The organism is Streptomyces sp. NPDC017993 (genome assembly GCF_044328065.1).
Lineage (GTDB): Bacteria > Actinomycetota > Actinomycetes > Streptomycetales > Streptomycetaceae > Streptomyces.
In genome coordinates, this window is the sequence record NZ_JBIRGO010000008.1 from 273376 (window position 1) to 294753 (window position 21378).

Sequence of the window (21378 nt, forward strand, 5' to 3'; positions counted from 1 at the left end):
TCATGGCGCCGACCACCCTCGTCGCACTGTGGGAGCAGCAGGCGGCCGCGACGCCCGACGCGGTCGCCGTCGTCGCGGGAGCACACCGCGCCACCTACGCCGACGTGGACCGCCGGGCCACGGCACTCGCCGCCGAGCTGCAGGCACGCGGCATCGGACCGGAGAACCTGGTCAGCGTCTGTCTCGGCCGCTCGGTCGAGATGGTCGTGGCCCTCCTCGGCATCCTGAAGTCGGGCGCCGCGTACCTGCCCCTCGACCCGAGCTACCCGGCCGACCGGCTGCGGCACATGACCACCGACTCGAGGGCTCGGCTTTGGTTGTGCGACGCGGACCACCGCGCGCAGGCCCTGGCGTCCGGCGTGGCCGACGTCCTGCTGGTCGAGGACCTCCCCGCGGAACCTGCCGCACCGGTGGCCCCGGTGGCACACCCGCACCACCTGGCTTACGTCATCTACACCTCCGGTTCGACCGGCCTGCCCAAGGGCGTGGCCGTCGACCACGCGGCGATCGCCTCGTTCCTCGGGAGTGTGGCCGAGCGCCCCGGCCTCGGGGCGGGCGACCGGGTCCTCGCGCTGACCCCGCTGTCGTTCGACATCTCGATACTGGAGCTGTTCCTGCCGCTGACCCGGGGAGCGACGGTGGTGATGGCCCCGCGCGCCGCCAACACCGACCCCGAGCTGCTGGCCGCCACCATCGCCGAGGCGGGTGTGAGCGTCGTCCAGGCGACCCCCACCACCTGGCGGATGCTGCTGGCGTCCGGCTGGACGGACGGGCACGGCCGGGTACTGCTGTCGGGCGGTGAGCCGCTCGATCCCCAGCTGGCCCGCGACCTGCTCGCCACCGGCGGCACCCTGTGGAACCTGTACGGACCGACCGAGGCGACGGTGTGGGCCACCGCCGCCCGCATCGACGCCGTGACCGACCGGGTCACGGTCGGCACGGCCCTGTCCAACACCCGGCTGCACGTCGTCGACGCGGGTGGGCGGGAGGTCGGCCCAGGAGTCACCGGCGAGCTGTGGATCGGCGGCGCGGGCGTGGCGCGCGGCTACCTCAACCGGCCCGCGCTGACCGCCGAACGGTTCGTACCCGACCCGTTCGGGGACGCCTCCGGGCGCCTGTACCGGACCGGCGACCTCGCCCGGTGGTCCGCAGACGGCATGCTGGAGGTGCTGGGACGCAACGACCACCAGGTCAAGGTGCGCGGCTTCCGCATCGAGCTCGGCGAGATCGAGGCCTGTGTGCGCAGCCACCCCCTCGTCACGGACGCGGTGGTGGTCGTCGACCGCGAGGCAGCCGGCGGCGACCAGTTGGTGGCGTACCTCGTGCCCGCGCAGGACGCTCTGCAAGCGCTGGACATATCCGAGGACCTGCCCCGCCAGGTCCGTGACCACCTCGCGCAGCGGCTGCCCGCCCACATGGTGGCCCAGGGCTACGCAGTGCTCGACGCCCTGCCCCGCACCCCCGCGGGCAAGGCCGACCGCGGCGCCGTGCAGCGGATCCCGCACAGCCCGGTCCGGGCGGGCGGGCCGATGCCCGACGACGCCCCGCTGCCGCCGCACACCGCTGCGGTGCGCCGCGTGTGGGCCGAGGTGCTCGGGCTCGACGACGTGTCCCCGTACGACGACTTCTTCGGCCTGGGCGGCCAGTCCCTCACCGCGGTACGGACCGTGGCCCGGCTGCGTGCGGAGCTCGGCGTGCCGGTGGACGCCCAGTCGGTCTTCGCCCATCCGACACCCGCCACGCTCGCCGCCGCCCTGGACGGTGTGGCGCCCTCGGACGACGAGCCGATCCCCTCGGCCGCGACCGCCGAACTCTCCTTCGGCCAGGAGCGGATCTGGTTCTTCGAGCAGCTGAACGACGCAGTGCCCGCCTACCACCTGCCGGTCGCCCTGGGCATGCCCGGCGGGCGCGTCGACCTGACGCTGCTGCAGGACTGCCTGTCCGCGCTGGTGCACCGGCACCCGGCGATGCGCACGGCCCTCGTCGCCGTCGCCGGCCGGGTCCGCCCCGAACTGCGCGAGCCGGGACCGGTGCCGCTGCGCCGCACCGAGGTCGCCGAGGAGGACTTGGACGCGCTGGTGACCGAGCGGATCCGCGCCCCCTTCGCCCTCGACCGACCACCGCTGCTGCGCGCGGACGTGCTGCGCACCCCGAGCCGTGACATCACGTTGCTGACGTTTCATCACATAGCCTGCGACGGCGCATCGGTCGACCTCATGGTGCGGGAACTGGGCGAGCTCTACACGGAGCTCGCCGCCGACCGCCGCCCCGACCCGGCACCGCTGCCCGTGACGTACGCCGACTACGCGGCCTGGCAGCGCGAGCGACTCACCGGCGCCGAGCTGGAGCGGCTGCTCGACCACTGGCGCACCCGGCTGTCCGGCGTGCCCGCCCTGGAGCTGCCGACCAGCCGCCCCCGGCCGGCCATCGCGAGCCACCTCGGCCGCCGCGAACTGCTGCGCATTCCTGCCGACTTGGCGCACCGGCTGCGCACGCTGTGCAGGGCCGAGGGCGTCACCCTGTTCATGGGCCTGCTGGCCCCGTTGCAGGTGCTGCTCGGCCGGTACGCCGACGAGAGCGATGTCGCCGTCGGCACCCTGGCAGGCGGCCGTCCGCGCCCCGAACTGGACGATGTGGTCGGCTACTTCGTGAACACCGTCGTCCTGCGCACCGACCTGTCCGGCGACCCGACCTGGCGCGAGCTGCTGGGCCGCGTCCGCGAGGTCGCGCGGCAGGCGTACGCGCACCAGGAGCTGCCCTTCGAGAAGCTGGTGGCGGAGCTGAGCCCGGAGCGCGACCTGAGCCGCAACCCGCTCTTCCAGGTGCTGTTCGCCCTGCACGAGGAGCCGAGTGCCGGTCACCTCACCGAGCTGTACGACCGCAAGGAGCTGGAGGGACGGCTCGGCACCGCCCGCTTCGACCTCGCCCTCGACGTGACGGACCACGCCGCCGGGGCTGGTGACCTCAGCATCTCCGTCGAGTACGCCACCGACCTGTTCGACGCGGACTTCGTCCGGGGCCTCGGCCGGCACTTCCTGCGGGTGATCGAGCAGATGGTGTCCGGCGCCACGGCCCAACTGTCCGAGCTGGAGATCGTCTCGGCCGACGAGCTGCGCGCCCTCTCCCTCGGCAACCGGGCCGAGCCGCTGCCCGAGCCGACCACCCTGGTCCGCCTGTGGGACCGCCAGGTGCGGACCACCCCGGACGCGATCTGCGTCGTGGGCGACGGCCGGTCGCTGACGTTCGCCGAGACCGACGCGCGGGCCTCGGCGCTGGCCCGGGAGCTGCGGGCCGGGGGCGTGCGCCCCGAAAGCCTGGTCGGCGTCTGCCTGGAACGCTCGGTGGAGCTGGTGGTCGCCCTGCTGGGCGTGCTGAAGGCGGGCGGCGCCTACGTCCCGCTCGACCCCGGCTACCCGACGGACCGGCTGCGGTACCTGCTGGCGGACTCGGGCGTACGCCTGGTCGTCGCGGACCCGGGGCACCCCACCTCGGCCCTGTTCGGCGACGGCGTGCGGCTCGTGGCGGTGAACCAAGAACCGGGGGCGGACCCGGGGGCGGACCCCGGGGCGGCCGAGCAGGCGCAACCGCACCACCTCGCGTACGTGATCTACACGTCAGGCTCGACCGGCAACCCCAAGGGCGTCGCGATCACCCACGCCAACATCACCGGGTTCCTGGAGTGGAACCAGCGGCTGTGCCGGCTCACCGGGCGGGACCGGGCCCTGCTCAACCACTCGGTAGCGTTCGACAACTCGGTCTGGGAGATCTTCCAGTGCCTGGTGTCCGGCGCCGAACTGCACCTGGCGAGCCCCACCGCCGCCTACGACCCCGAGGAGTTTCTGCGAGAGGTCGCCGAGCGCGGCATCACCACTCTCAACGCGACGCCCTCGCAGATGCGGATCCTCCTGGAGTCCGGTACGGATCCCGCTCCGCGACTCGCCTCCGTACGCCTGGTGTTCACCGGCGCCGAGGCCGTGCCGCACGATGTGGCTCGCCGCATCCTGTCCTCCACCGCGCCGGGATGCCAGGTCTTCAACGAGTACGGGCCCACCGAAGCCACCGTCACCTCGGCGTTCTGCCCGATCACCGAGGAGTTGCTCGATCGGCACAGCCATCGCCCGAGCGTCCCGTTCGGCCGGGCGACCGACAACGCGCACCTCTACGTGCTGGACCCGGGGCTGCGCCCGGTCGCCCCGGGCTGTCGCGGCGAGCTGTACGTCGGCGGCAGCGCGGTCGGCCGCGGCTATCTCGGCAGGCCGGCCCGCACGGCCGGGGCGTACCTGCCCGACCCGTACGTCGCGGAGCCCGGCGCCCGTATGTACGCCACGGGCGACGTGGTCCGGCTGCTGCCCGACGGAAATCTGGTCTTCCTCGGCCGCAACGACCACCAGGTCAAGGTGCGCGGTTTCCGCATCGAGCTCGGCGAGATCGAGTCCGCACTCCAGAGCCATCCCACCCTCACCGACTGCGTGGTGGCCGTGCGCCGCACCCGCACCGGCGTGGACCAGCTGGCGGCCTACCTGATCCCCGAGCACCCCGGCCGGCCCGCCCCGGACCCGGCGGAACTGCGCGCCCACCTGGCGGAGCAACTGCCGCCGTACATGCTGCCGCAGAGCTACACGGTGATCGACGAGATCCCCCTCACCCCGAACGGCAAGGTCGACCGGGACGCACTGCCCGACCCACGCCCGGTGTCCGCGCCGGCCCCCACCACCCGCAGGACCGTCACCAAACAGCAGCTCCTCGTCGCCGAAGTGTGGCGGGAGTGCCTGGGCGTCGAGGAGGACTTCGGGCCACAGGACGACTTCTTCGACGTCGGCGGCACCTCCTTGACCATCACCACGGTCGCGGGCCGGCTCGGCGAGCGACTCGGGCGCCGGGTCCCGCCGGTCCTGGTCTTCAAAAACCCCACCGTCGCGGCCCTCGCCGAGGCCCTGGAGGCGGACACACAGCGATGAGCAGCAACAGCCCAAGCGTCGTCCTCGTCGATGTCCGTCGGGTCACGCGCCGGCGTAGGCATTCATGAACCGCGGCTGCGCCGTCGTCCGCGTACAGAGCACGGCGGAGGCAAGGCGGCGGGACTGCGCGGCGCGCGGCAACGGCTCGTCGAGTACGCCGGATCGCTGAGGGACTTCCCTCGCGAGGTCGGCGGCCGGATCGTGGTCGAGCGGCTGCGCGGCGCGGCGAGTGACGGGGTGAGCGTGTGGCGACACCCCCGGGGAGGCGGAGAACTGGCTCCGGCGCCGGGGAGTGGACGGGGCCGCTGTTCCTGTCCGTGCTGTGCACGCTGGCCGCGTTCTTCGTGCAGATGTGGGCCGTGCGCCGTACGTCCCCGCCCCGGGTCAACATGCTGCTCGGCACGGAACCACTGTGGGCCGCCGCGGCCGGCATCGCGCTCGGCGGCGAACGGCTCGGCGCGCGCTCGGCCTCGCGGGCGGCGCGCTGGTTCCGGCCGGGACGGCATAGGGCCGCAGGGCCGCAGGGCCGCGGGCCGCAGGGCCGCAGGGCCGCGGGCCGCAGGGCCGCGGGCCGCAGGGCCGCGGGCCGCGGGCCGCGGGCTGATGAATGGCGAACACGGGAAACGCCTACCGCCGCCCGGTGTGCTGCTGGGGCGGCGGCAGGCGTTGAGCGCGATGCGCGCTCAATATGCGGGGGCAGGCTCAGCCGACGGGGTCGCCGTCGAGCTGCTCCACGGGGGCGACGTCCCCGGCCGGTGCGGACTGGCTCGTGGCCGCGGGCCGCCGGTCGAGCCCGATCACGAGCGGTACGGCCAGCACGCTGATCGCGGTGAGGAACACCCAGGGCAGCGCCGCACCACCCTCCAACAGCGCGGTGAGCAGCGCCGGGGCGACGGCACCGCCGACCGACCAGGACAGCTGGTAGACGCCCAGATAGCGGCCCCGCAGATGCTCGGGCGCCATCACCACGCTCAGTTCGCTGGTCGGCGGCGAGCTGAGGATCTCGGCCACGGTGTAGAGCACCATCGCGACAAGCAGCCCGGCGATCACCGCCCAGCCGGGCAGCACGAGCAGCGTGCCGAAGACGACGAACGCCGCCGCGTTGAACAGCAGGGCCAGCACCAGCACCGTCACCGGCCTGCGGGCCTCGATCCACCGGCTGGCGAGCGTCTGGAGCAGCGCGACCATGGCCGCGTTCAGCACGACGACCGCGCCGACGATCCAGGCGCCGAGATCGAGGTTGTCCACCGCGTAGACGGCGAGCAGCACCGAGAGCACCGTGGAGGCGAAGACGAAGGAGACGTTCGTCGCGACCAGCCGCAGATACCGCGTGTCCTTCAGCACGGTGCGATAGCCGCCCGAGGGTTGTCCGGTGCTCTCGCCCGCCGCCTGCTCCGGCTCGGCGGGCTTCGGCTCCGCCGGCCCGGCGCCGGCCGCCTCCCTCGTGTCCGCGCCCCGCAGGGTGATCACGAGCCAGCCTGCGACGGCGAAGGTGACCACGTTGATCACCATGACCGCCCGCAGCCCGGCGACGGTTCCGATGCTCAGGGCCACCGCGGACGCGGCGCCACCGACACCGACGCCGACATTGCGCAGGGCACGGACGAGGCCGAACCAGCGGGCCCGCTCGACACCCTGGGCGACCAGCACGGTGAGCGGACTGTTGCCCATCCAGAAGGCGGTGGAGCCCAGTTGCACCACGAACTGCCACAGCACGATCTGCCAGGCCGCGTGCGAGAACAGGAAACCGATGAACCCGACCGCCGAAATCCAATTACCCGCAGCGACCACGGTGCGTGGACCGCATGTGTCCAACAGGCGCCCGATAAAGAGCGGAACGGGCAGGACGAGCAGCTGGCCTACGGTCAACGCGGCGCCGACGGCGACCAGTGACAGCGACGTCGTCTTCACGAAGAAGACGACGGTGAACGCCATCACCAACCCGTTTCCCAGGCTGTCGATCAGATTGGCCGTGACGAATCGGCCTTTCCCCGCGAGGTCCGGCAGACCCCAGGCTGTCTGAATCCGCCGCCACGCCGAAGGCGCGGGGGAATGCTGCGGCATCATGACTTCTCTTTACTTCGCCGCATTGGCAGGCACTTCGCCCCAGGCGGGCAGCTCACTCTGATGGAAGACGGCTGCGCTGCGCGCCTTGGCATTCGCCATGATGCCGATGATACTGGCCGAACCGGCCGGCACCGCCTTGGCCCATGTTCCTGCCCAACCCTGCGGGGTGTAGAACATGCCGTAGGCCGCATGCCATTCCTCGGTTTTCCCGGATACCGGGTCCACCACAACCTCAGGCCGGGGAATCACTCGCTGTTGTACGACACATCCTTCGGCGGCGGAGTTCTCCAGAGCCCGCCGCCACGTGGCGTCGTCCGTTTCCCAGCCGACCACGGCGCCGGCTCCGCCGCCGCGCGCGTTGACCTTCAGGATCAACTGCTCGCGCCGCTCCAGGCATTCGTCGACAAGGTCGGTGTCGGTCTTGAGCACGTCGGTGTTGATCAGTCGGGTCCAGGGAAGAACCCGGTCGATGAGCCGGCACTCGTCCTCGCTGAGGTCTCGCCGCCGCGCCGGGTCCGAAAGCAGCGCCATACACGCCTTGTTGGCGAACATGTTGCTGGACAGCGGGGTCCACATCAGCGTCCCGCCCGCCCGGTGCGCACGCAGCAGGGGTGCGACCAGGTCCCAGCCGTCGGGTTCCTCGGCGATCTGGTCCGGGACGAAGGCGCGGTAGACCACGTCGATCCTCGTGTCCCCGAGGTAGAGCGCCCCGCCGCGTTCGTGCACGTCGGAGACCTCGGCCACCAGGATGTCCAGGCCCGCCGAGCGCAATGCGGACTGGAAGTTGAGCCAGAGCTCGCCGTAGTCCCTCAGACCGCCACGCCATTCCAGCACGGCCACCACCGGCTCGCGGCCGGGGGCCACCCGGGCGCCGAAGCGGCGCAGCACCTCCACCGCGGCGCGAGCGGGATCCGCGTAGCCGAGCCGGTTCCTGCGCGCGAAGTCGGCGAAGGCGTCGACCTCCATCGTCGCCCGGGAGATTTCACCCGCGACGCCCCAGGCGCCGGACTCGCTCCCCAGATTGGTCTCGAGGAGTTTGAATGAGGTGCCGTCGTGGTACATGTCGGCCCGGCCATAAAGGGGTGGCAGTACGTCACCGAACCCCCGTATCGCTTCCCAGCGGCCGTCGCTGATGCCGAGCACCGACCGGAATGCGTCCAGATCGCCGCCGAACATCCGGTCCGGCAAGGAAAGAAGTGTTTCGATGAGGTGCTGCAGATCATCGGCGAACTGACGAATCTCACGCTCGGCGACGAAGAGGGGTCTGGCCAAATACTCGCTATGCCAAAATGCGAGCGTCGGGAAGCCCTTGACGTGCTGGGCGACCGTGGGCAATGAGCTGCCCGGTGTGCGGAACTCCTCGTTGTACTGGGCCGTTACCCGCTCCGCCGACATGAAGTCTCCGCTCCCGCTCGATGGTGACTGGGCCCTTCGGCCCGCAGGGGTCACTGTTTCACCTCGACTTCCGGTGCGACTCAATTGCGGCTCAATTGCGGCTCAATTCTCGGCCAACGGCCCCTGTGGACGCTGAACATCTGCATTATGACTAGAATGCTTGAACACCCGAAAAAAGGAATAGTTCTGCGGCCATGGGGAACGTCTATTTTTCGGCCATGCCGCAAGAGTGGCGAACGCCCGTGGGACGCATCCTGTCGGTGGGGGAAGGCGGCACCGTCCTGGAGTCGCTGCCCGAACCGATGCGGGCGGGGCCCACGGCGAGTCCGTACGGCCCGGCGAGCCCGCCCGCTCCGCCGCGGGCGCCCTGGCCGTCCAGCCCTGGCCGGCTGGCAGGGAGATCGACCGGGTGATCGCCACCCGCATCAACCACGCGCCGCACACGGTCAGTTATCACCTACGCAAGATGCTCGGCACACTCAGCGTCCGATCGCGCAGCGAACTCGCGGGCACGGTCGGACAGAAATTATGGGAGGCGCCATGACCGCCACGACGGACACTTTCGCCGACGCCACCGGCGGGCTCGGGGACTCCGAATGGGACCGGCTCGCCGACGGCAGGTTCTACTCGTCGGCGCTGTGGCTGCGGGTGTGCGCCCTCGACCCCGGGTCGGTCTCCGGCGGACTGCACGTGGACACCCCGGGCGGCGGCCGGGCCGCGATCCCCGTGGCGGCGGTGACCGACGAGCCCACCCCGGACCTGCGGTGGCACGACCTGCTCGCCTCGCGCGGCCTGCCGGCGCCCGAGCCGGGCGGCCTGCTCATCGGCCAGCGCCGCGGCTATCTGGCGCACCTGCTGACCGGCGAGGGAACCGATCGGACCGAGGCTGCCGCCGAGGTGCTCGACGCGGTCCGCGCGCTGCGCTCACCCCTGCACGAGGAGTCGAAGATCGCCCGCGTGGCGATGTACCTGACCACCGAGGACGTGGGGGTGCTGCGCGCGGCGGGGGTAAGGACCGCGCCGGTCGCGCTGACGACCGACGCCTGGATCGAGATCCCGCCCGGCGGCTACCACGCCTGGCTGGAATCGCTGTCGGCGCGCCGGGCCCGCAGTATCCGCAGCGAGATACGGAAGTTCGAGAAGGCCGGATACGAGGTGGAGCACCGGACGCTCGCCGAGTGCTGGCAGGACGTCGCCCGGCTGCTGGCCCGTTCGTTGCTGCGCTACGGCAGAACTGTCGACGTGGCCCCGATGGCCGAGTCCTTCCGCAAGCAGGGTGAACTCGCCGGTTCACGCGCCGAAGTGGCGCTGTGCTCGCGCCCCGGCGAACCGCCCGTCGGCTTCTGCCTGTACTACCGTTGGGGTGACACCATTTACCTGCGGGCGCACGGCCTCGATCACGACCAACTCGCCTCGGCCGCCGAGTATTTCAACCTCACCTACTACATGGCGGCGCGGCTCCCGGGAGTGCGCCGGCTGCACGCGGGCGCCGGGACCGCGGAAGGAAAGGCCCTGCGCGGCGCGACGCTCCGGCCGCTGTGGCTGCTGGACCTGTCCGAGGACAGCCCGCTCGCCGGATACGACGACGAGATCCGCGAGCACAACCGCGCCCTGCTCGCCCGCTTGCGCGACTCCTCGCCCGCGATTTCCGACGCCCTGGATGGCGAGCTCTGGGAGCCGTACAGCTGAGGCCAACTACCGCCGCAGTACTAGAGTTTTGTTGGCTCTTCCGGATCTGGAGTGCGAGCTGCCCGCAGTGCGGCGGAGGCCTGATCCGGTAGTTGATCATGCTGCGAAAGCGAGGGCGTTGGGGCGCAGCGCTTCGAGGTGGCCGTTGATGGCTCGGTAAGTCCGTTGGAGGCTCGGTGCTCGAAGTGGTCCAGGACGTCTTCGCGGCGCCGATGCAGGGTCCGCCCGAGCTGGGCGAGCTCGTCGAGCCCGGCGGGTAGCCCGCTGCGGAGCAGGTCGATCAGTGTCGTGAGCAGGGTCTTTCCGCGCTGCGGTTTCTGGTCGGCGTAGGTGTCCATGAGCTGTTGATAGGCCGGCGCACCCCGTAGACCGGGACACCGCTGCGGCCGCGGTGGCCGCGGGTATGTGCTGGACGCGTTGGCGTCAGAGGTCGAGCTTGTGGCCTGCCAGGGCGACGGCGTGGAACGGTGACGAACCCGCCCTCCAGAAACCGGCCGCCGCGCTTGGCGATGCAGAGCGCCTGGTAGATGGCCTCGTGCGAGATCCGCATGGTGGGATCGTCGGGGATGGTCCAGACGCAGCCGCGCCGCGATCCGTCCCGGGTTCCAGGCCTGGCCCCAGCGGCGGCCGGAGTCCCGAGCCCGGCTACCCCCTCGCAATCGTCGAGGCCTAGCGGCCCCGGCCGCCGTGCGATCTCACGGACACCGACGTCCTGGGCGCGCCACAGCGCGATCTGCTCCCGCTCGGCGAACGACAGGTACCGACAGCTACCGACCGGTCTCGACCTGGATTACCACTCGCGGTGTCACGCCGCCACGTTCGCGGAACCAGCGGCTTCCCACGACCGGTCACACACCGGCCTCGACCCCGGCATCGACACTCGTGGTCCCACGCGCGATCGCCGACCAGAACAACCGACGGTGCTCGACACGCGCCACCGGCGGACGAGCCGGTGACCACACCGGCGAGCGACCAGCCGCCGACGCACCCCAACCAGGCTCTCGCCCAACCTCCAGACCGAGGTGTTTCGACGATCGGTTGAGCCCTGGAAGTGTCGCCGCGTCGCCACGGTCTGGTCTCCGCTACGGATCAGGGCACCTACGTGACCGTCGTAAGACCGGGGACGGCCCAAACCGAAGTCCGGCTGTAGTGCCAGATGTCCGCGTCGTCGGCGAGCATGTGCAGGCACGCGCTGATGGACGTCTCGACCACAGTCGCGAAGGCGAGTGTGGAGAGCCTGTTCGGCCAGGACACGGGCAGGCGGCCCCCAGTTCCTCGTGCCACTGCACGATATGTGGGGCGGCAGCACGGTGTCGGTCAGCGAGATGCCTGACATCACGCCCGCGTTGAGTTGGCGGGATGGGTCTTGCGCTGCTTCGCCATGATGGTGTCCAGGTTCGCCCGAGACCCCGCTCCTGGAACCGGGCCCCAGGACCGCAGGCGTGTGCAGGGCCGGAAAGGGGCTCTCGGCCAAGGCCGGGTCCGTGACTGTCGAAGTCCTCGGTGCAGGAGGCCATGCCCGCAGACACCTGCGCGCCGTGGGCGTTGCCAGGGCCTGCCTCCCGCGTCGGGGCATCGACGGCGTCGCAGAGAGTCGGCGAACGCTCGGGCAAGGCGGGCCCTGGACGTCGGCGGCGGTCGTCACGCCGCCGGCTCGGTCGGCTTCAGGTCCAACTCACGACCGTCCGGGGATCGGTGAACCCCATGATGAAGGACACCGTCGTGCGGTTGCCGGCGTTGGCGTCCACCGCGTGCACAAAAGCACCGTTGAAGGCGTAGACGTCACCTTCCCGGATGTCCAGGCGCAGTTCCTCGAAGTCCGCGAGGGCCTCGGCCTGGTAGGGCAGTCCCGTCAGCTCGATGTCGAGCGAGCGCCGGGTCGCGTCGTCGGGGCGGATGTTCCACATCACCAGCCGTCCTCCGGCGGTGTGTTCGGTGCACATGTTTACCGCGCAGATCTGGTGGTCCAGGACCCGTTGGATCTCGAAGCCGTTTTGCCGCGGATCCTTGCACTGCGCTTCGTCCTCGTGCGGGTCGAGGGAGAAGTCGCCCTCCTTGTCCCACGCGCGGATCAGCGCGGCGCACGCCGGGCGGCCGTTCATCCGCGCCACCCGCAGGGACGCGCCCTCCTGCCGCAGGGCCTCGTCCACACCCTGGCGGAACACCTGCCAGGGCGAGTCCGGGGCGTCGATCACCCGCCGGACGTGCTCGGCGACCACGGCGGACTCGTCGAGATAGGTGTCGACGTCCTTATTCCAGTGGTACGCGCCGACGTAGTGCGAGGGCTCGCCCTCGCGATGCTCCCGGGCGGGGCTGGCCCAGAATCGTTCGGTCAGGTCCTTGCGTGCCGCCGGTGGTATGACGTCCCGGAAGATCACACCCAGCCTGCGGCCGTGAAGGACGTCCAGAACGAGCTCGTAGTCCAGTTCGCCGCGCTCCTCGAAGCGGAAGAACTCCGGATCGGCCTGCTGTCCGCTCAGCCGCATCTTGCTCTGCTGCATCTGTTCTCTCTCTTTCACTTGTACACCACTGCTCTCACGGAGCCGGGGCCGGCAGAGGGCCGACGGCTCAAAGCCCCCGGACCCGCCGGGTCACGAAGGTCACCGCCACCACGTAACCGTTTCGGTCATGCTGCGCCGTAGCGGATAAGGCGGCTGATGCGGGACATATAATCGCGGCCCGAGTAGTTCAGCCGAGTGCGGCACAGCGAGCCGGCCCGCGCGCTCAACTCGCCCGCGCTGAAGCGGAAATGCGCGTGAGGCCATCCGGATTGGCCTACTGGTCGGGCTGATATACCGAGTCGAGTTCGACAGGCACTTCCTGCATTCAGGACAGTCGATTCAGAATTCCAGCTTGGCGACGATGTCGCACTGCTCCTCCGCCAGGGGAATCAGTGGGGTTCCCGTGAGGCCCTTGCGGATTTACCTTGCCCGTTCGAGCAGGGATTTATCAGCATGCCTGTGAAGCATGCGCCGAGTGTGGCACGGGATCGGTCGAGGCGGCTCAACCGCGACTCAAGTGCGATGCAAGAAGGGCTGGCGCGTGCTCAACCCTGCTCCTCGTACTCGACGTGCAGCGTCCGGGCGAGGTGGTCGCGGTACGCCTCGGCCTCGGCGTCCGACCCGTGGCGGGAGAGCACGATCACCGGGTATCCGGAAAAGTCCGGGTAGGGGTGCAACAGTGCGCCGGGACCCATGGTCTGAACCAGGTAGTCCACCCGCGGGTCGGTACGCACCGAGTCCAAGCCGTGTATGTGCTTGATCCGTCCGCCGCTTCCGACCGGCACTTGATAGGCCGCCGCGTGACCGGCCGGCACCGGCTCCTCACGCCAGCACAGCGGTTCCCGGCCGAGGTGGATGCGCAGCGCCTCGGCGGCCACGTCGATCCCGCTGCTGAGGTGGGCGAGGTGGGCCATGTAGCCCCCGCCGCCGATGCGCGCGCCCATCTCCAACAACACCGGGCGCACCCCGCCGACCAGCCGCAGTTCGGTGTGCGTAGTGCCTTCCGTGACACCGAAGGCGTGGTGGGCACCGATCACCTCCGCCTCGATCGCGGCGAGTATCTCGGCGGGCAGTTGGGCGGGAGCCCGCAACGTGGTCTCCTGGAAGTAGGGCCCCGTCAGCTCTCCCTTCCAGCTGATGGCACAGACCCGTACCTGCCCGTGGTACACGAGGGATTCGGCGGAGATCTCCGGACCGTCCAGGTACTCCTCGACCAACACTCCGGCTTCCGCGGCCAATCCGTCGTCGGCGCCCAGGTGGGCTTCGACGAGCTTGCAGGTGCGGGCCACGGCCTGTTCGAGGCTGTCCTTGTCATCCACACGGATCACACCGAAGCTGGAGTGGCCGTTCGCCGGCTTGACCACGACGGGGAACCGCAAGGTCAGCGCGTCGGTCCAGCCGTCCGGATCCTCGATGGCCACGAAGCCGGGCGCCCCCAGACCCGCCTCCAGCAGGTGATGGCGCATGCTGCGCTTGTCGCGCACCACGGCCGCCGCCTCCTCGGTCAGGCCGATGAGGCCCAACTCCCCAGCGGCGCGCGCCACGAACGGCACGGCCTGCTCGTTGCCCGCCATGATCCCGTCGAAAGGCTCCCGCCGGTAGTGGTCGGCGAGCACGGACAGCGCGGCTTCCGGGTTTCCTTCGATGTCCAGCGGCAGCAATTCGACCACCGCGGCGGCCCGCCCGGCGGACTCCTCCGTGTCGTCCCCCCTGGGGACGAGGATCAAGTCGATGTCGGCACGCTTGGCGGCATCGAACACCCAGGGGTATGTGGACAGCTGACCGACGAGGACGAGCTTCGGGCGTTTTGACATGGCGGTTCTCCAAGGTTCGGCTGCGTGGGCGGGTCCGGGCAACGGAGCCGCGGAACACATCGGTGGCGTACGTCTCCACGTTTCGTGTGAATTCCTCGAACTGCACCGGGGTGTGACCCAGCGCGCTGTCAGCCCGCGGAAAGAGTCACGCTCTTCTTCCAAGCCGTTGCGGACGCCGCAGCGCGCCACGACTGGCAAGGTGGTACGGGAGCCGTGACCGTCAGGCGGAGCACATGACCGGCGCGCTGCTCGGCAGCGCTGCGAACGGGCGTATCCCAGGCTCCCATTCGTAGGAGAACCGGCCGTTCACGCACGGGTGCTGAGCGCGCAGCAGGTAGTTCTCCGCCAGCTCCTCCAGCAGGTCCTCGGCCTGCTGGTCGCTGATCCCCAGGGCCGCTGCGACAAACGCCGGCGTGAGCCGATCAGGGACGCCGGGAGACAACAGCGCGTGCGCCAGGGGCCGTGACGCGGCGGGCAGCGTCGCGAGCGTCCGTTCGAATCCGGCCCGCACGCCCAGCGGATCGCTGCCGGCCCCCCCGGACGCGAGGACCCAGGCAGTGGCCTGCCGGGCCGTCCAGTGCGGGCGGCGGCGCAACTGCGAAGCGACCGTGAAGAGCACGCCCGGCAGACCCCGGCACAACCGGGCCAGTCGTCGCAGCCCCTCCGGGTCCATGGTGATGCGGTGTCTCGGCACCGAGGATGCCAGCAGGTGCAGACAGTCGTCGAAGGGCAGTCCGGCCAGTTCGACGTGGACCGCTGACGAGGACACGAACAGCCGCCGACGGCTGCCGATCACCACGCCGCAGCCGGCGCCTGACGGAAGCAGCGGCGTCAAGTCCCGTACGTCGCACACGTCGTCGAGCACGACCAGGACGCGGAGGTCGGCGGTCCAGGTACGGAACAGCAGGCTCAGGTCGGTCGTGCCCAGTCGCAACTGCTCCTCCGTCGCGCCGAGTCCACGCAGGAACGAGCGAAGGATCTCGGCGGGCCGCACCCGCCGGCCGGCGCCGTCACAAAGACGCGCGTAGAGCCGTCCGTCCGGGTAGTGACCGCTCACCTGATGCGCGGCGTGCAGGCACAGCTCGCTCTTCCCCGTGCCGGGGGCACCCCCCACGATCACGAGTGGCCGGTCCTCCCGCGCCCGGCCGGCCAGCACCGCGGTGAGGCGCGCCAGCTGGCCGGTGCGTCCGGTCAGACGCTCGCGCGGGGCGGGCAGATGGCAGGGCGCCCGGGTGGCGGCGGTCACGGCTGTAGGCCGCCCGGCGGGACGCAGCAGCGCCTCGTCCGACGTGAGCACGGCCGTGTGCAGGGCCTGGAGTTGGGGCGAAGGGTCGAGGCCCAGCTCGGTGGCGATCCGCTCGCGTGCCCGCCGGTAGACCTGGAGCGCCTCCGCCCGCCGGTCCATGCGGTAGAGAGCCGTCATCAGATTGCGCTGGGCCCGCTCGTTCGTGGGTTCCCGCCCGGCCATCGAGGTGAGTTCGTCGAGCACCTCGTGGTGCCGGCCGAGGTGCAGGTCGGATTCGATCCGAAGGTGGTGTGCGCTGGTGCGCAACTCCTTCAGGCGGGCCGCCTCGGCCTGCAGCGTGGGCCCCTTTCGCACGTCCACCAAGGCATCGTCCCGCCACAGCTGAAGCGCCGCGGCGGCCGTGTCACGTGCCCGGGCGAAGTCCTCGTCACGGAACTCCGCGCGGGCACGGGCGAGCAGCGGCTCGCACCGGAAGACGTCCACGTGGTCGGCGGGCAGCGACAGCTGATAGCCGCCGTCGACCGTGCCCAGCAGCGGCCCGGCCGCCCCTACCGTGCCGCCGCTCCTCGGATTGCCGAGGGAAAAGCGCTTCCTGAGCTGGTACACGTACGTCTGCAGCGCGGTGTGCGCACTGGCCGGCGGATCGTCGTTCCACAGCTCGTCCATGAGTTGCTCGAAGGGCACCACCCGGCCCGGGTTCAGCACGAGCATTGCCAGTGTCTGACGTACTTTCTGGGCGGCCGGCGCCATGTCGACGCGGTGATCGTCCCCGTAGGCCTGGAGCGGCCCGAGAAGGTTGATTCTCATGAAATTCGCCCTGCCTCATGTTCGTTCGGTCCCCGTCACACCGGCCGGCGACGCCACCGCCCGGCCCGACCACTCGGGCCGGGCGGTGAGGATGTGCCGGCCGCCCGGTGTCAGGAACTCCTGGACCCGGCTCCCGCGGCCAGGTTCGGGTGGTGTCGGGCAACGATGTCGGGGAAGGAGCGGATCAGCCCTTTCATGACGTTGTCGCCGTAGAGGGCGAACAACGGGTTGCCGGCGACGTCGATGACTCCGCCGGCGCCCTGCACATATGGGCTGGGCAGTGGCTGCATCGTGGCGTCCAGCCGAGGGTTGTAGAAGAAGGGGATGGAGTAGCGGTTGACGCCCGGGGCGGGCCGGACCACCCGGTGGAGGGTGGCACGCACGTAGCCCCTCGTCGCCACCTCCAGCAGCTCTCCCAGGTTGACCACGAATGCCCCCGGGATCACCGGCACGTCGACGAACTGGCCGTCCTCGACCGCGACCTGGAGACCGCCGTTGTCGTCCTGGACGAGCAGGGTGAGCAGCCCGAGGTCGTTGTGAAGGCCGGTCCCCTGGTCGGAGCCGGCGTTCTCGCTCGTCTGCGTGGGGCCGGGGTAGTGCAGCAGTTTGAGGTGGATCTGTGGATCCGGATCGACCACGTCGTCCAGGAACCCGGCGGGGGCGTCGAGCGACTCCAGCATCAGCCGTAGCAGTTGATGTGACAGATCGGTCAGCCGGGTGATCCAGGACTCGATGGCCGGGCGCAGCTCGGGCATCGCCTCGGGCCACTCGTTCCGGCCGATCAGGCACCGGTAGGCGGGTTCGCCGGGCGCGGGCGGACTCGCGGGCTGCTCCGGCCCGATGTCCAGCTGCCGGCGCTGGTCGGGTATGCCCCGGGTGTGTTCGCGGCCGAGTTCGGAGTAGCCGCGGAAGAGCGGCGAGTCGAGGATGTTCAGCGCGAGCCGGTCGGCCTCGGGCAGGGCGAAGAACCGGCGGGTGAGTTCGAGCATGTCGTCGGCGTCCTCGACGCCGTGGCCGACGAGCTGGAAGAAGCCGATCTCGTGCACGGCCTTGCGCAACCGGTACAGGAACTCTGCCCGGGCTTCTTCCGAACCGGCGGCGTCACGGAGGTCGAGCACGGGAAACGGGTCGGTCATGGCAGCTCCTTCGCATCGCTGGTCTGGTAGGTCGTCGGGTCCGTCACGCCGGCGTCCCGGAACGCTTCCTGCCGCTCCCTGCAGGCGGCGCACCGTCCGCACTGCAGCGCGTCGCCACGAAAGCAGCTCCAGGTCTCGTTCCAGGGGACGCCGAGTTCCTCACCGAGCGACACCACGTCGCTCTTGCGCAGCCTGACCAGCGGCGCTGTCAGGGTCAGGTCAGGGTGCGCGTATCCGCGGGTCGCGATCCGCTCCATGGCGAGGAAGGAATCGATGAACGCGGCATTGCTGTCGGGCGCGGCCTGCAGGTCGTCGACCACCCCGACGGCCACCGCTTCCGCCTTCTCGGCGACGGCGACCGCGAAGGCGACGGACAGCAGAAGGGCATTGCGGTTGGGTACGACGTTCGGGCTCTCACCGGACGACCCACTCTTGTGATCCGGCACGTCGACGGTCGGGTCGGTGAGCGAGGAGCCGCTCAGGAGCTTGCCGACGGGGCTGAGATCGACGACGTGGTGCGGCACCCCGAGCGATCGGGCCGCCTTCGCGGCGAACTCGTGCTCGACGAGATGGCGCTGGCCGTAGTTCACGGACAGCAGGTGGAGTGTGTGTCCTTGCGCCTGGAGGTGGTAGGCCATGGTGACCGAGTCCAGGCCGCCGGACACGATTGCGACAGTTTTCGGCATGCGTCGCCTTCCGGCAGACGGAAATGGAGGGAGGGTCAGTACGTAGCGATCAGGGCAGCGGTCGGCTGTGCACAGAAACAGCTGCGGACGTGCGGGCGTCCGTCACGGCGCCGGCGTGGCCGGGACGAGCAGCCGGGTCGATCGGTGGCCCTTGCGGTAGGTCAGTTCGACTTCGGGCCGCGGACCGTCCAGCCTTGTGGTGACTGTTCGCTCCTCGCTCCACCCGACCAAGCGGTACTCGTGTCCGCCGAGGGCCACCAGCGGGAAGAGGTGGTCCTGGGGAGATCGCATGGCAAGGCCCGTGCCGGTGTCGACGATGCTGAAGGTGGCCTGCGGCTGCGGGCCGGTGAGCGACCCGAACACCTCTATCTCCAGCAGGTGCGCCGGCGCGTCGAACGAACACCGCGCAGTTTCCCGCTCTCGGTCGGTCGTGGCCACGGCCGGACGGTTGTACAGCACATCCGAGCCGTTGAAGTAGTCGGCCCAGTCAGCCGGGAACAGCTGCGCGAGCTCCGGTGTGACGAGCACGTCCACGACGAGATGCACCCGATGCTCGGGACCGAGGTTCTGGATCTGGTGCTTGCGGCTGAAGTCGCCGAACCAGAACTCACCGGGCTGCCAGCGATAAGTCTCTCCGTCAAGGTCCAGCGAGGCTGCCTCGTGGGTGATGACCGGGATGTGCAGCCGGGCCACGCCCCAGTCCGGGGCGAACTTGGCATCGCAATGGGGGTATCCGACGGTGTCGGGGCCAAGATCCAGGAATCGGGCTGCGTAGAGGGGTCCGGGAATCGAGCGGAGGACCTCCCGCACGTACGGCATGTGGTCCAGCCACTCGGTGTCGGCGAACTCCGCACTGCCAGGGCCCCCTGGGTCGGTGCGTGTCTTGTCACCATCGGGGCTGCGCACCGGGAGGCAGCGCCAGTCCTGCTCGGCCCACCTGGACACTCGCCCGTTCTCGTACGAGCTCTGCTCATCCCACAGGTGGTCGCGCGCGGTCATGAGGTCGGCCACCAGCCGGTCGGCGTCCAGCACGGGGAGCAGCCGAACCGCTTCCGCAGGCGTCGAGGAATCATCTACGTTCATCGTTGTCCTTTCATGTCGACCGGACCGGATTCCCATGGGGGGTGTCGAAGAGAACGGCTTCCGTTCGCCGCTCTCCGACCCGGGTCCGGCCGACGGCTGTCACGATCGCCGGCACGGCGAGCAAGCCGAATGCGGCCCCGCGGCGGTCCGGAGAGTGAGCTCGCGGTCACCGTCACGCCATCCCGAGCGCCGTGCCGGCCGCCGAGTACCCGGGCGACGCGAGCAGACTTTCCGAGACGGACGGCTCGTCACGCCCGGAGCAGGTCGAACAGCTCGCGCCGCAGCTCGGGGTCCGTGCTGAACTCCCCCCGATATGCGGTCGATGTCATCTGCGCGGCAGCCTTGATGCCGCGCATCGACATGCAAAGGTGCTCGCCCTTCGCTATGACCGCGACGTCCGGGGTGCCGCTCAGGGTGCTGATCTCCAGCGCGATCTGGTCCACGAGGCGCTCCTGGACCTGCAGTTTGTGCGCGTACTGATGGGCGACCCTGGCAAACTTCGACAGGCCGAGCAGTTGCCCCGTCGGGCGGTAAGCGATCGTCACGGAGCAGTTGAACGGCAGGAGGTGGTGCTCGCACAGCGACCAGAGCTGAATGTCCGAGACGACCACGAGCTGGCTCGTGCCGATGGATTCGAAGAGAGTGCCCAGCGAACCCGGGTCGTAGTTGATGAACTCTCGCCACCAGCGGGCGAACCGCGCAGGTGTGTCGCGCAGTCCGTCGCGATTCGGGTCCTCGCCGATCTCCTTCAGCAGTTGGCGGGCGAGTTCGACCAGTGGGTCCTCGGTCGTCCTCGACGCCGACGTGTCACCATCGAGGTCCAATTTTGTCACCGACATGCGGTCACCTTTCGTCCGGGCTTCGGAGTTACTGACCTGACGGCCGGTACTCGGCCCAAGTCTTGGGAGTTTCTGAGATACGCACGCAGGTCAACTCGGGAAACTCCATCGACCATGTCTTGTAGACCCAGGCCGCCATGTTCTCAGCCGTCGGATTTTCGTCCATCACATCGTTCAGATGCCGATGATCAAGATGTTTGTCGAGCCAGACCTTGAATGCGGACAATTCTCCGTAGTCTCGAACGAAGCCCACGGGCAACAGATCCGCATCATCAGCTCCAAGCTCCAACTCGATCACATAGTTGTGCCCGTGCATTCGGGCACACTGGTGCTCAGGAGCAAGGCCGGCGAGCTGATGACTGGCCGAGAATTCAAATTTCTTCGTGATGCGAAATGCCATCGAGGCGAGTTCCCTTCTCCTTTGCGCGTGCCGTTGCTCACACGCCGCGTTTTTCGTCCCACAACAAGGTGTGCAGTCTGGTCGTCAGATTCCAGCCGCGCTGTACCACCGCGTCGGCCAACTCGCTCATGTGCTTGGTGACATCGTCGGCGGTTCGCCCGATCGGCATGATCCATACCGATGTCAGGTCGAAGGTGGCAACCAGCTGGGCCACTTCGTCGAGATCACGGGTGTTCTGGCAGACGAACTTGAACGTGCTTCCCGGCAGTGCCGAAAGACTGGTGAGTGCGGCCGGGACGATCCTGCGCCGCAGGGCGTCACCCGAGTGCGACAGTTTGGGCGAGACGTTGAACCTGACGCCGGCGGCGATGAGTTCGGGGTGCGCGGCGTGCGTCCCGTTGGTCTCGATCTCGATCTCTTTGCCGCGTCCGGTCAGTGCTGCCACCAGAGGAATCAGTCGCTCTTGCTGACCCAGGGGCTCACCGCCGGAGATCACGATCAGTTCGGTGTCGAATTCGAGCAATTCTGCGACGACATCTTCGACCGGGCGGCGGTGCAGCTCCTTACGCGGATCGTGGGCGACCCCGCTGTCACCGGCTCCGGTCCAGTCCCACGTATATGGCGTATCGCACCACGAGCACGACAGGTTGCACCCGCCGAGTCGCAGGAACGCGCACCTGCGTCCCAGGGAACGGCCCTCGCCCTGGACGGTCGGACCGAAGATTTCGTTCACTACGAGATCCTGCTCCATGGCGCA

At 69.7% G+C, this 21378-nt stretch carries 16 protein-coding genes and 1 pseudogene; 3 read left to right on the forward strand and 14 right to left on the reverse strand.

Features of this window, described 5'->3' with window-relative positions; genetic code table 11:
• Positions 1 to 2: 2 nt before the first annotated feature.
• Together ACH4FH_RS17280 and ACH4FH_RS17285 are read left to right on the forward strand one after the other, a co-directional pair.
• Positions 3 to 4958, forward strand: a complete 4956-nt coding sequence (locus tag ACH4FH_RS17280; protein ID WP_398556670.1) for an amino acid adenylation domain-containing protein — start codon at positions 3 to 5, stop codon at positions 4956 to 4958.
• Positions 4959 to 5239: 281 nt separating this feature from the next.
• A pseudogene (locus ACH4FH_RS17285) lies at positions 5240 to 5466 on the forward strand (EamA family transporter); the annotation flags it as partial.
• Positions 5467 to 5660: 194 nt separating this feature from the next.
• Here ACH4FH_RS17285 and ACH4FH_RS17290 read toward each other — a convergent pair.
• Together ACH4FH_RS17290 and ACH4FH_RS17295 are read right to left on the reverse strand one after the other, a co-directional pair.
• A complete protein-coding gene (locus tag ACH4FH_RS17290) occupies positions 5661 to 7025 on the reverse strand; it encodes an MFS transporter (protein WP_398556671.1) in 1365 nt (454 codons plus the stop codon).
• 9 nt (positions 7026 to 7034) lie between these two features.
• Positions 7035 to 8420 (reverse strand): hypothetical protein, encoded by a 1386-nt coding sequence (locus tag ACH4FH_RS17295; protein WP_398556672.1) that lies wholly within the window; start codon positions 8418 to 8420, stop codon positions 7035 to 7037.
• A 540-nt stretch (positions 8421 to 8960) separates the two neighbouring features.
• Between ACH4FH_RS17295 and ACH4FH_RS17300 the strand changes: the two genes are divergently transcribed.
• Positions 8961 to 10109: a GNAT family N-acetyltransferase gene (locus tag ACH4FH_RS17300; RefSeq protein WP_398556673.1), complete on the forward strand. Its 1149-nt coding sequence runs from the start codon at positions 8961 to 8963 to the stop codon at positions 10107 to 10109.
• 20 nt (positions 10110 to 10129) lie between these two features.
• Here the strand turns inward: ACH4FH_RS17300 and ACH4FH_RS17305 are convergent, their stop codons facing one another.
• The 12 genes from ACH4FH_RS17305 to ACH4FH_RS17360 all read right to left on the reverse strand — a co-directional run bounded on the left by ACH4FH_RS17305 (position 10130) and on the right by ACH4FH_RS17360 (position 21372).
• The gene (locus tag ACH4FH_RS17305) at positions 10130 to 10447 is read right to left on the reverse strand and encodes a transposase (protein ID WP_398556674.1); all 318 of its coding nucleotides are present in this window, start codon (positions 10445 to 10447) and stop codon (positions 10130 to 10132) included.
• Positions 10390 to 10866 (reverse strand): helix-turn-helix domain-containing protein, encoded by a 477-nt coding sequence (locus tag ACH4FH_RS17310; RefSeq protein ID WP_398556787.1) that lies wholly within the window; start codon positions 10864 to 10866, stop codon positions 10390 to 10392. Before ACH4FH_RS17310 ends, ACH4FH_RS17305 begins: the two co-directional genes overlap by 58 nt.
• A 341-nt stretch (positions 10867 to 11207) precedes the next feature.
• Complete coding sequence (locus tag ACH4FH_RS17315; RefSeq protein WP_398556675.1) at positions 11208 to 11363, reverse strand: hypothetical protein; 156 nt, start codon at positions 11361 to 11363, stop codon at positions 11208 to 11210.
• Positions 11364 to 11773: 410 nt separating this feature from the next.
• Entirely contained in the window at positions 11774 to 12610 is an 837-nt protein-coding gene (locus ACH4FH_RS17320; RefSeq protein WP_398556676.1) for a hypothetical protein, read from the reverse strand.
• Between the two features lie 545 nt (positions 12611 to 13155).
• Positions 13156 to 14424: an ATP-grasp domain-containing protein gene (locus tag ACH4FH_RS17325; RefSeq protein ID WP_398556677.1), complete on the reverse strand. Its 1269-nt coding sequence runs from the start codon at positions 14422 to 14424 to the stop codon at positions 13156 to 13158.
• A 220-nt stretch (positions 14425 to 14644) separates the two neighbouring features.
• The gene (locus ACH4FH_RS17330) at positions 14645 to 16477 is read right to left on the reverse strand and encodes a BTAD domain-containing putative transcriptional regulator (protein WP_398556678.1); all 1833 of its coding nucleotides are present in this window, start codon (positions 16475 to 16477) and stop codon (positions 14645 to 14647) included.
• Between the two features lie 110 nt (positions 16478 to 16587).
• On the reverse strand, positions 16588 to 17613 hold the full coding sequence (locus ACH4FH_RS17335; RefSeq protein WP_398556679.1) for an isopenicillin N synthase family dioxygenase: 1026 nt from the start codon (positions 17611 to 17613) through the stop codon (positions 16588 to 16590).
• Positions 17610 to 18299 carry a 7-cyano-7-deazaguanine synthase QueC gene (gene queC, locus ACH4FH_RS17340; protein ID WP_398556680.1) on the reverse strand — a complete coding sequence of 230 codons (690 nt, stop codon included), beginning with the start codon at positions 18297 to 18299 and terminating at the stop codon, positions 17610 to 17612. The genes ACH4FH_RS17335 and queC overlap by 4 nt, the downstream gene beginning before the upstream one ends.
• 102 nt (positions 18300 to 18401) lie before the next feature.
• Entirely contained in the window at positions 18402 to 19382 is a 981-nt protein-coding gene (locus tag ACH4FH_RS17345; RefSeq protein WP_398556681.1) for an aspartyl/asparaginyl beta-hydroxylase domain-containing protein, read from the reverse strand.
• Between the two features lie 248 nt (positions 19383 to 19630).
• Positions 19631 to 20221 (reverse strand): GTP cyclohydrolase I, encoded by a 591-nt coding sequence (gene folE, locus ACH4FH_RS17350; RefSeq protein ID WP_398556682.1) that lies wholly within the window; start codon positions 20219 to 20221, stop codon positions 19631 to 19633.
• Between the two features lie 28 nt (positions 20222 to 20249).
• On the reverse strand, positions 20250 to 20621 hold the full coding sequence (locus ACH4FH_RS17355; protein ID WP_398556683.1) for a 6-pyruvoyl trahydropterin synthase family protein: 372 nt from the start codon (positions 20619 to 20621) through the stop codon (positions 20250 to 20252).
• Positions 20622 to 20658: 37 nt separating this feature from the next.
• Positions 20659 to 21372: a 7-carboxy-7-deazaguanine synthase QueE gene (locus ACH4FH_RS17360; RefSeq protein ID WP_398556684.1), complete on the reverse strand. Its 714-nt coding sequence runs from the start codon at positions 21370 to 21372 to the stop codon at positions 20659 to 20661.
• Between the last annotated feature and the right edge of the window lie 6 nt (positions 21373 to 21378).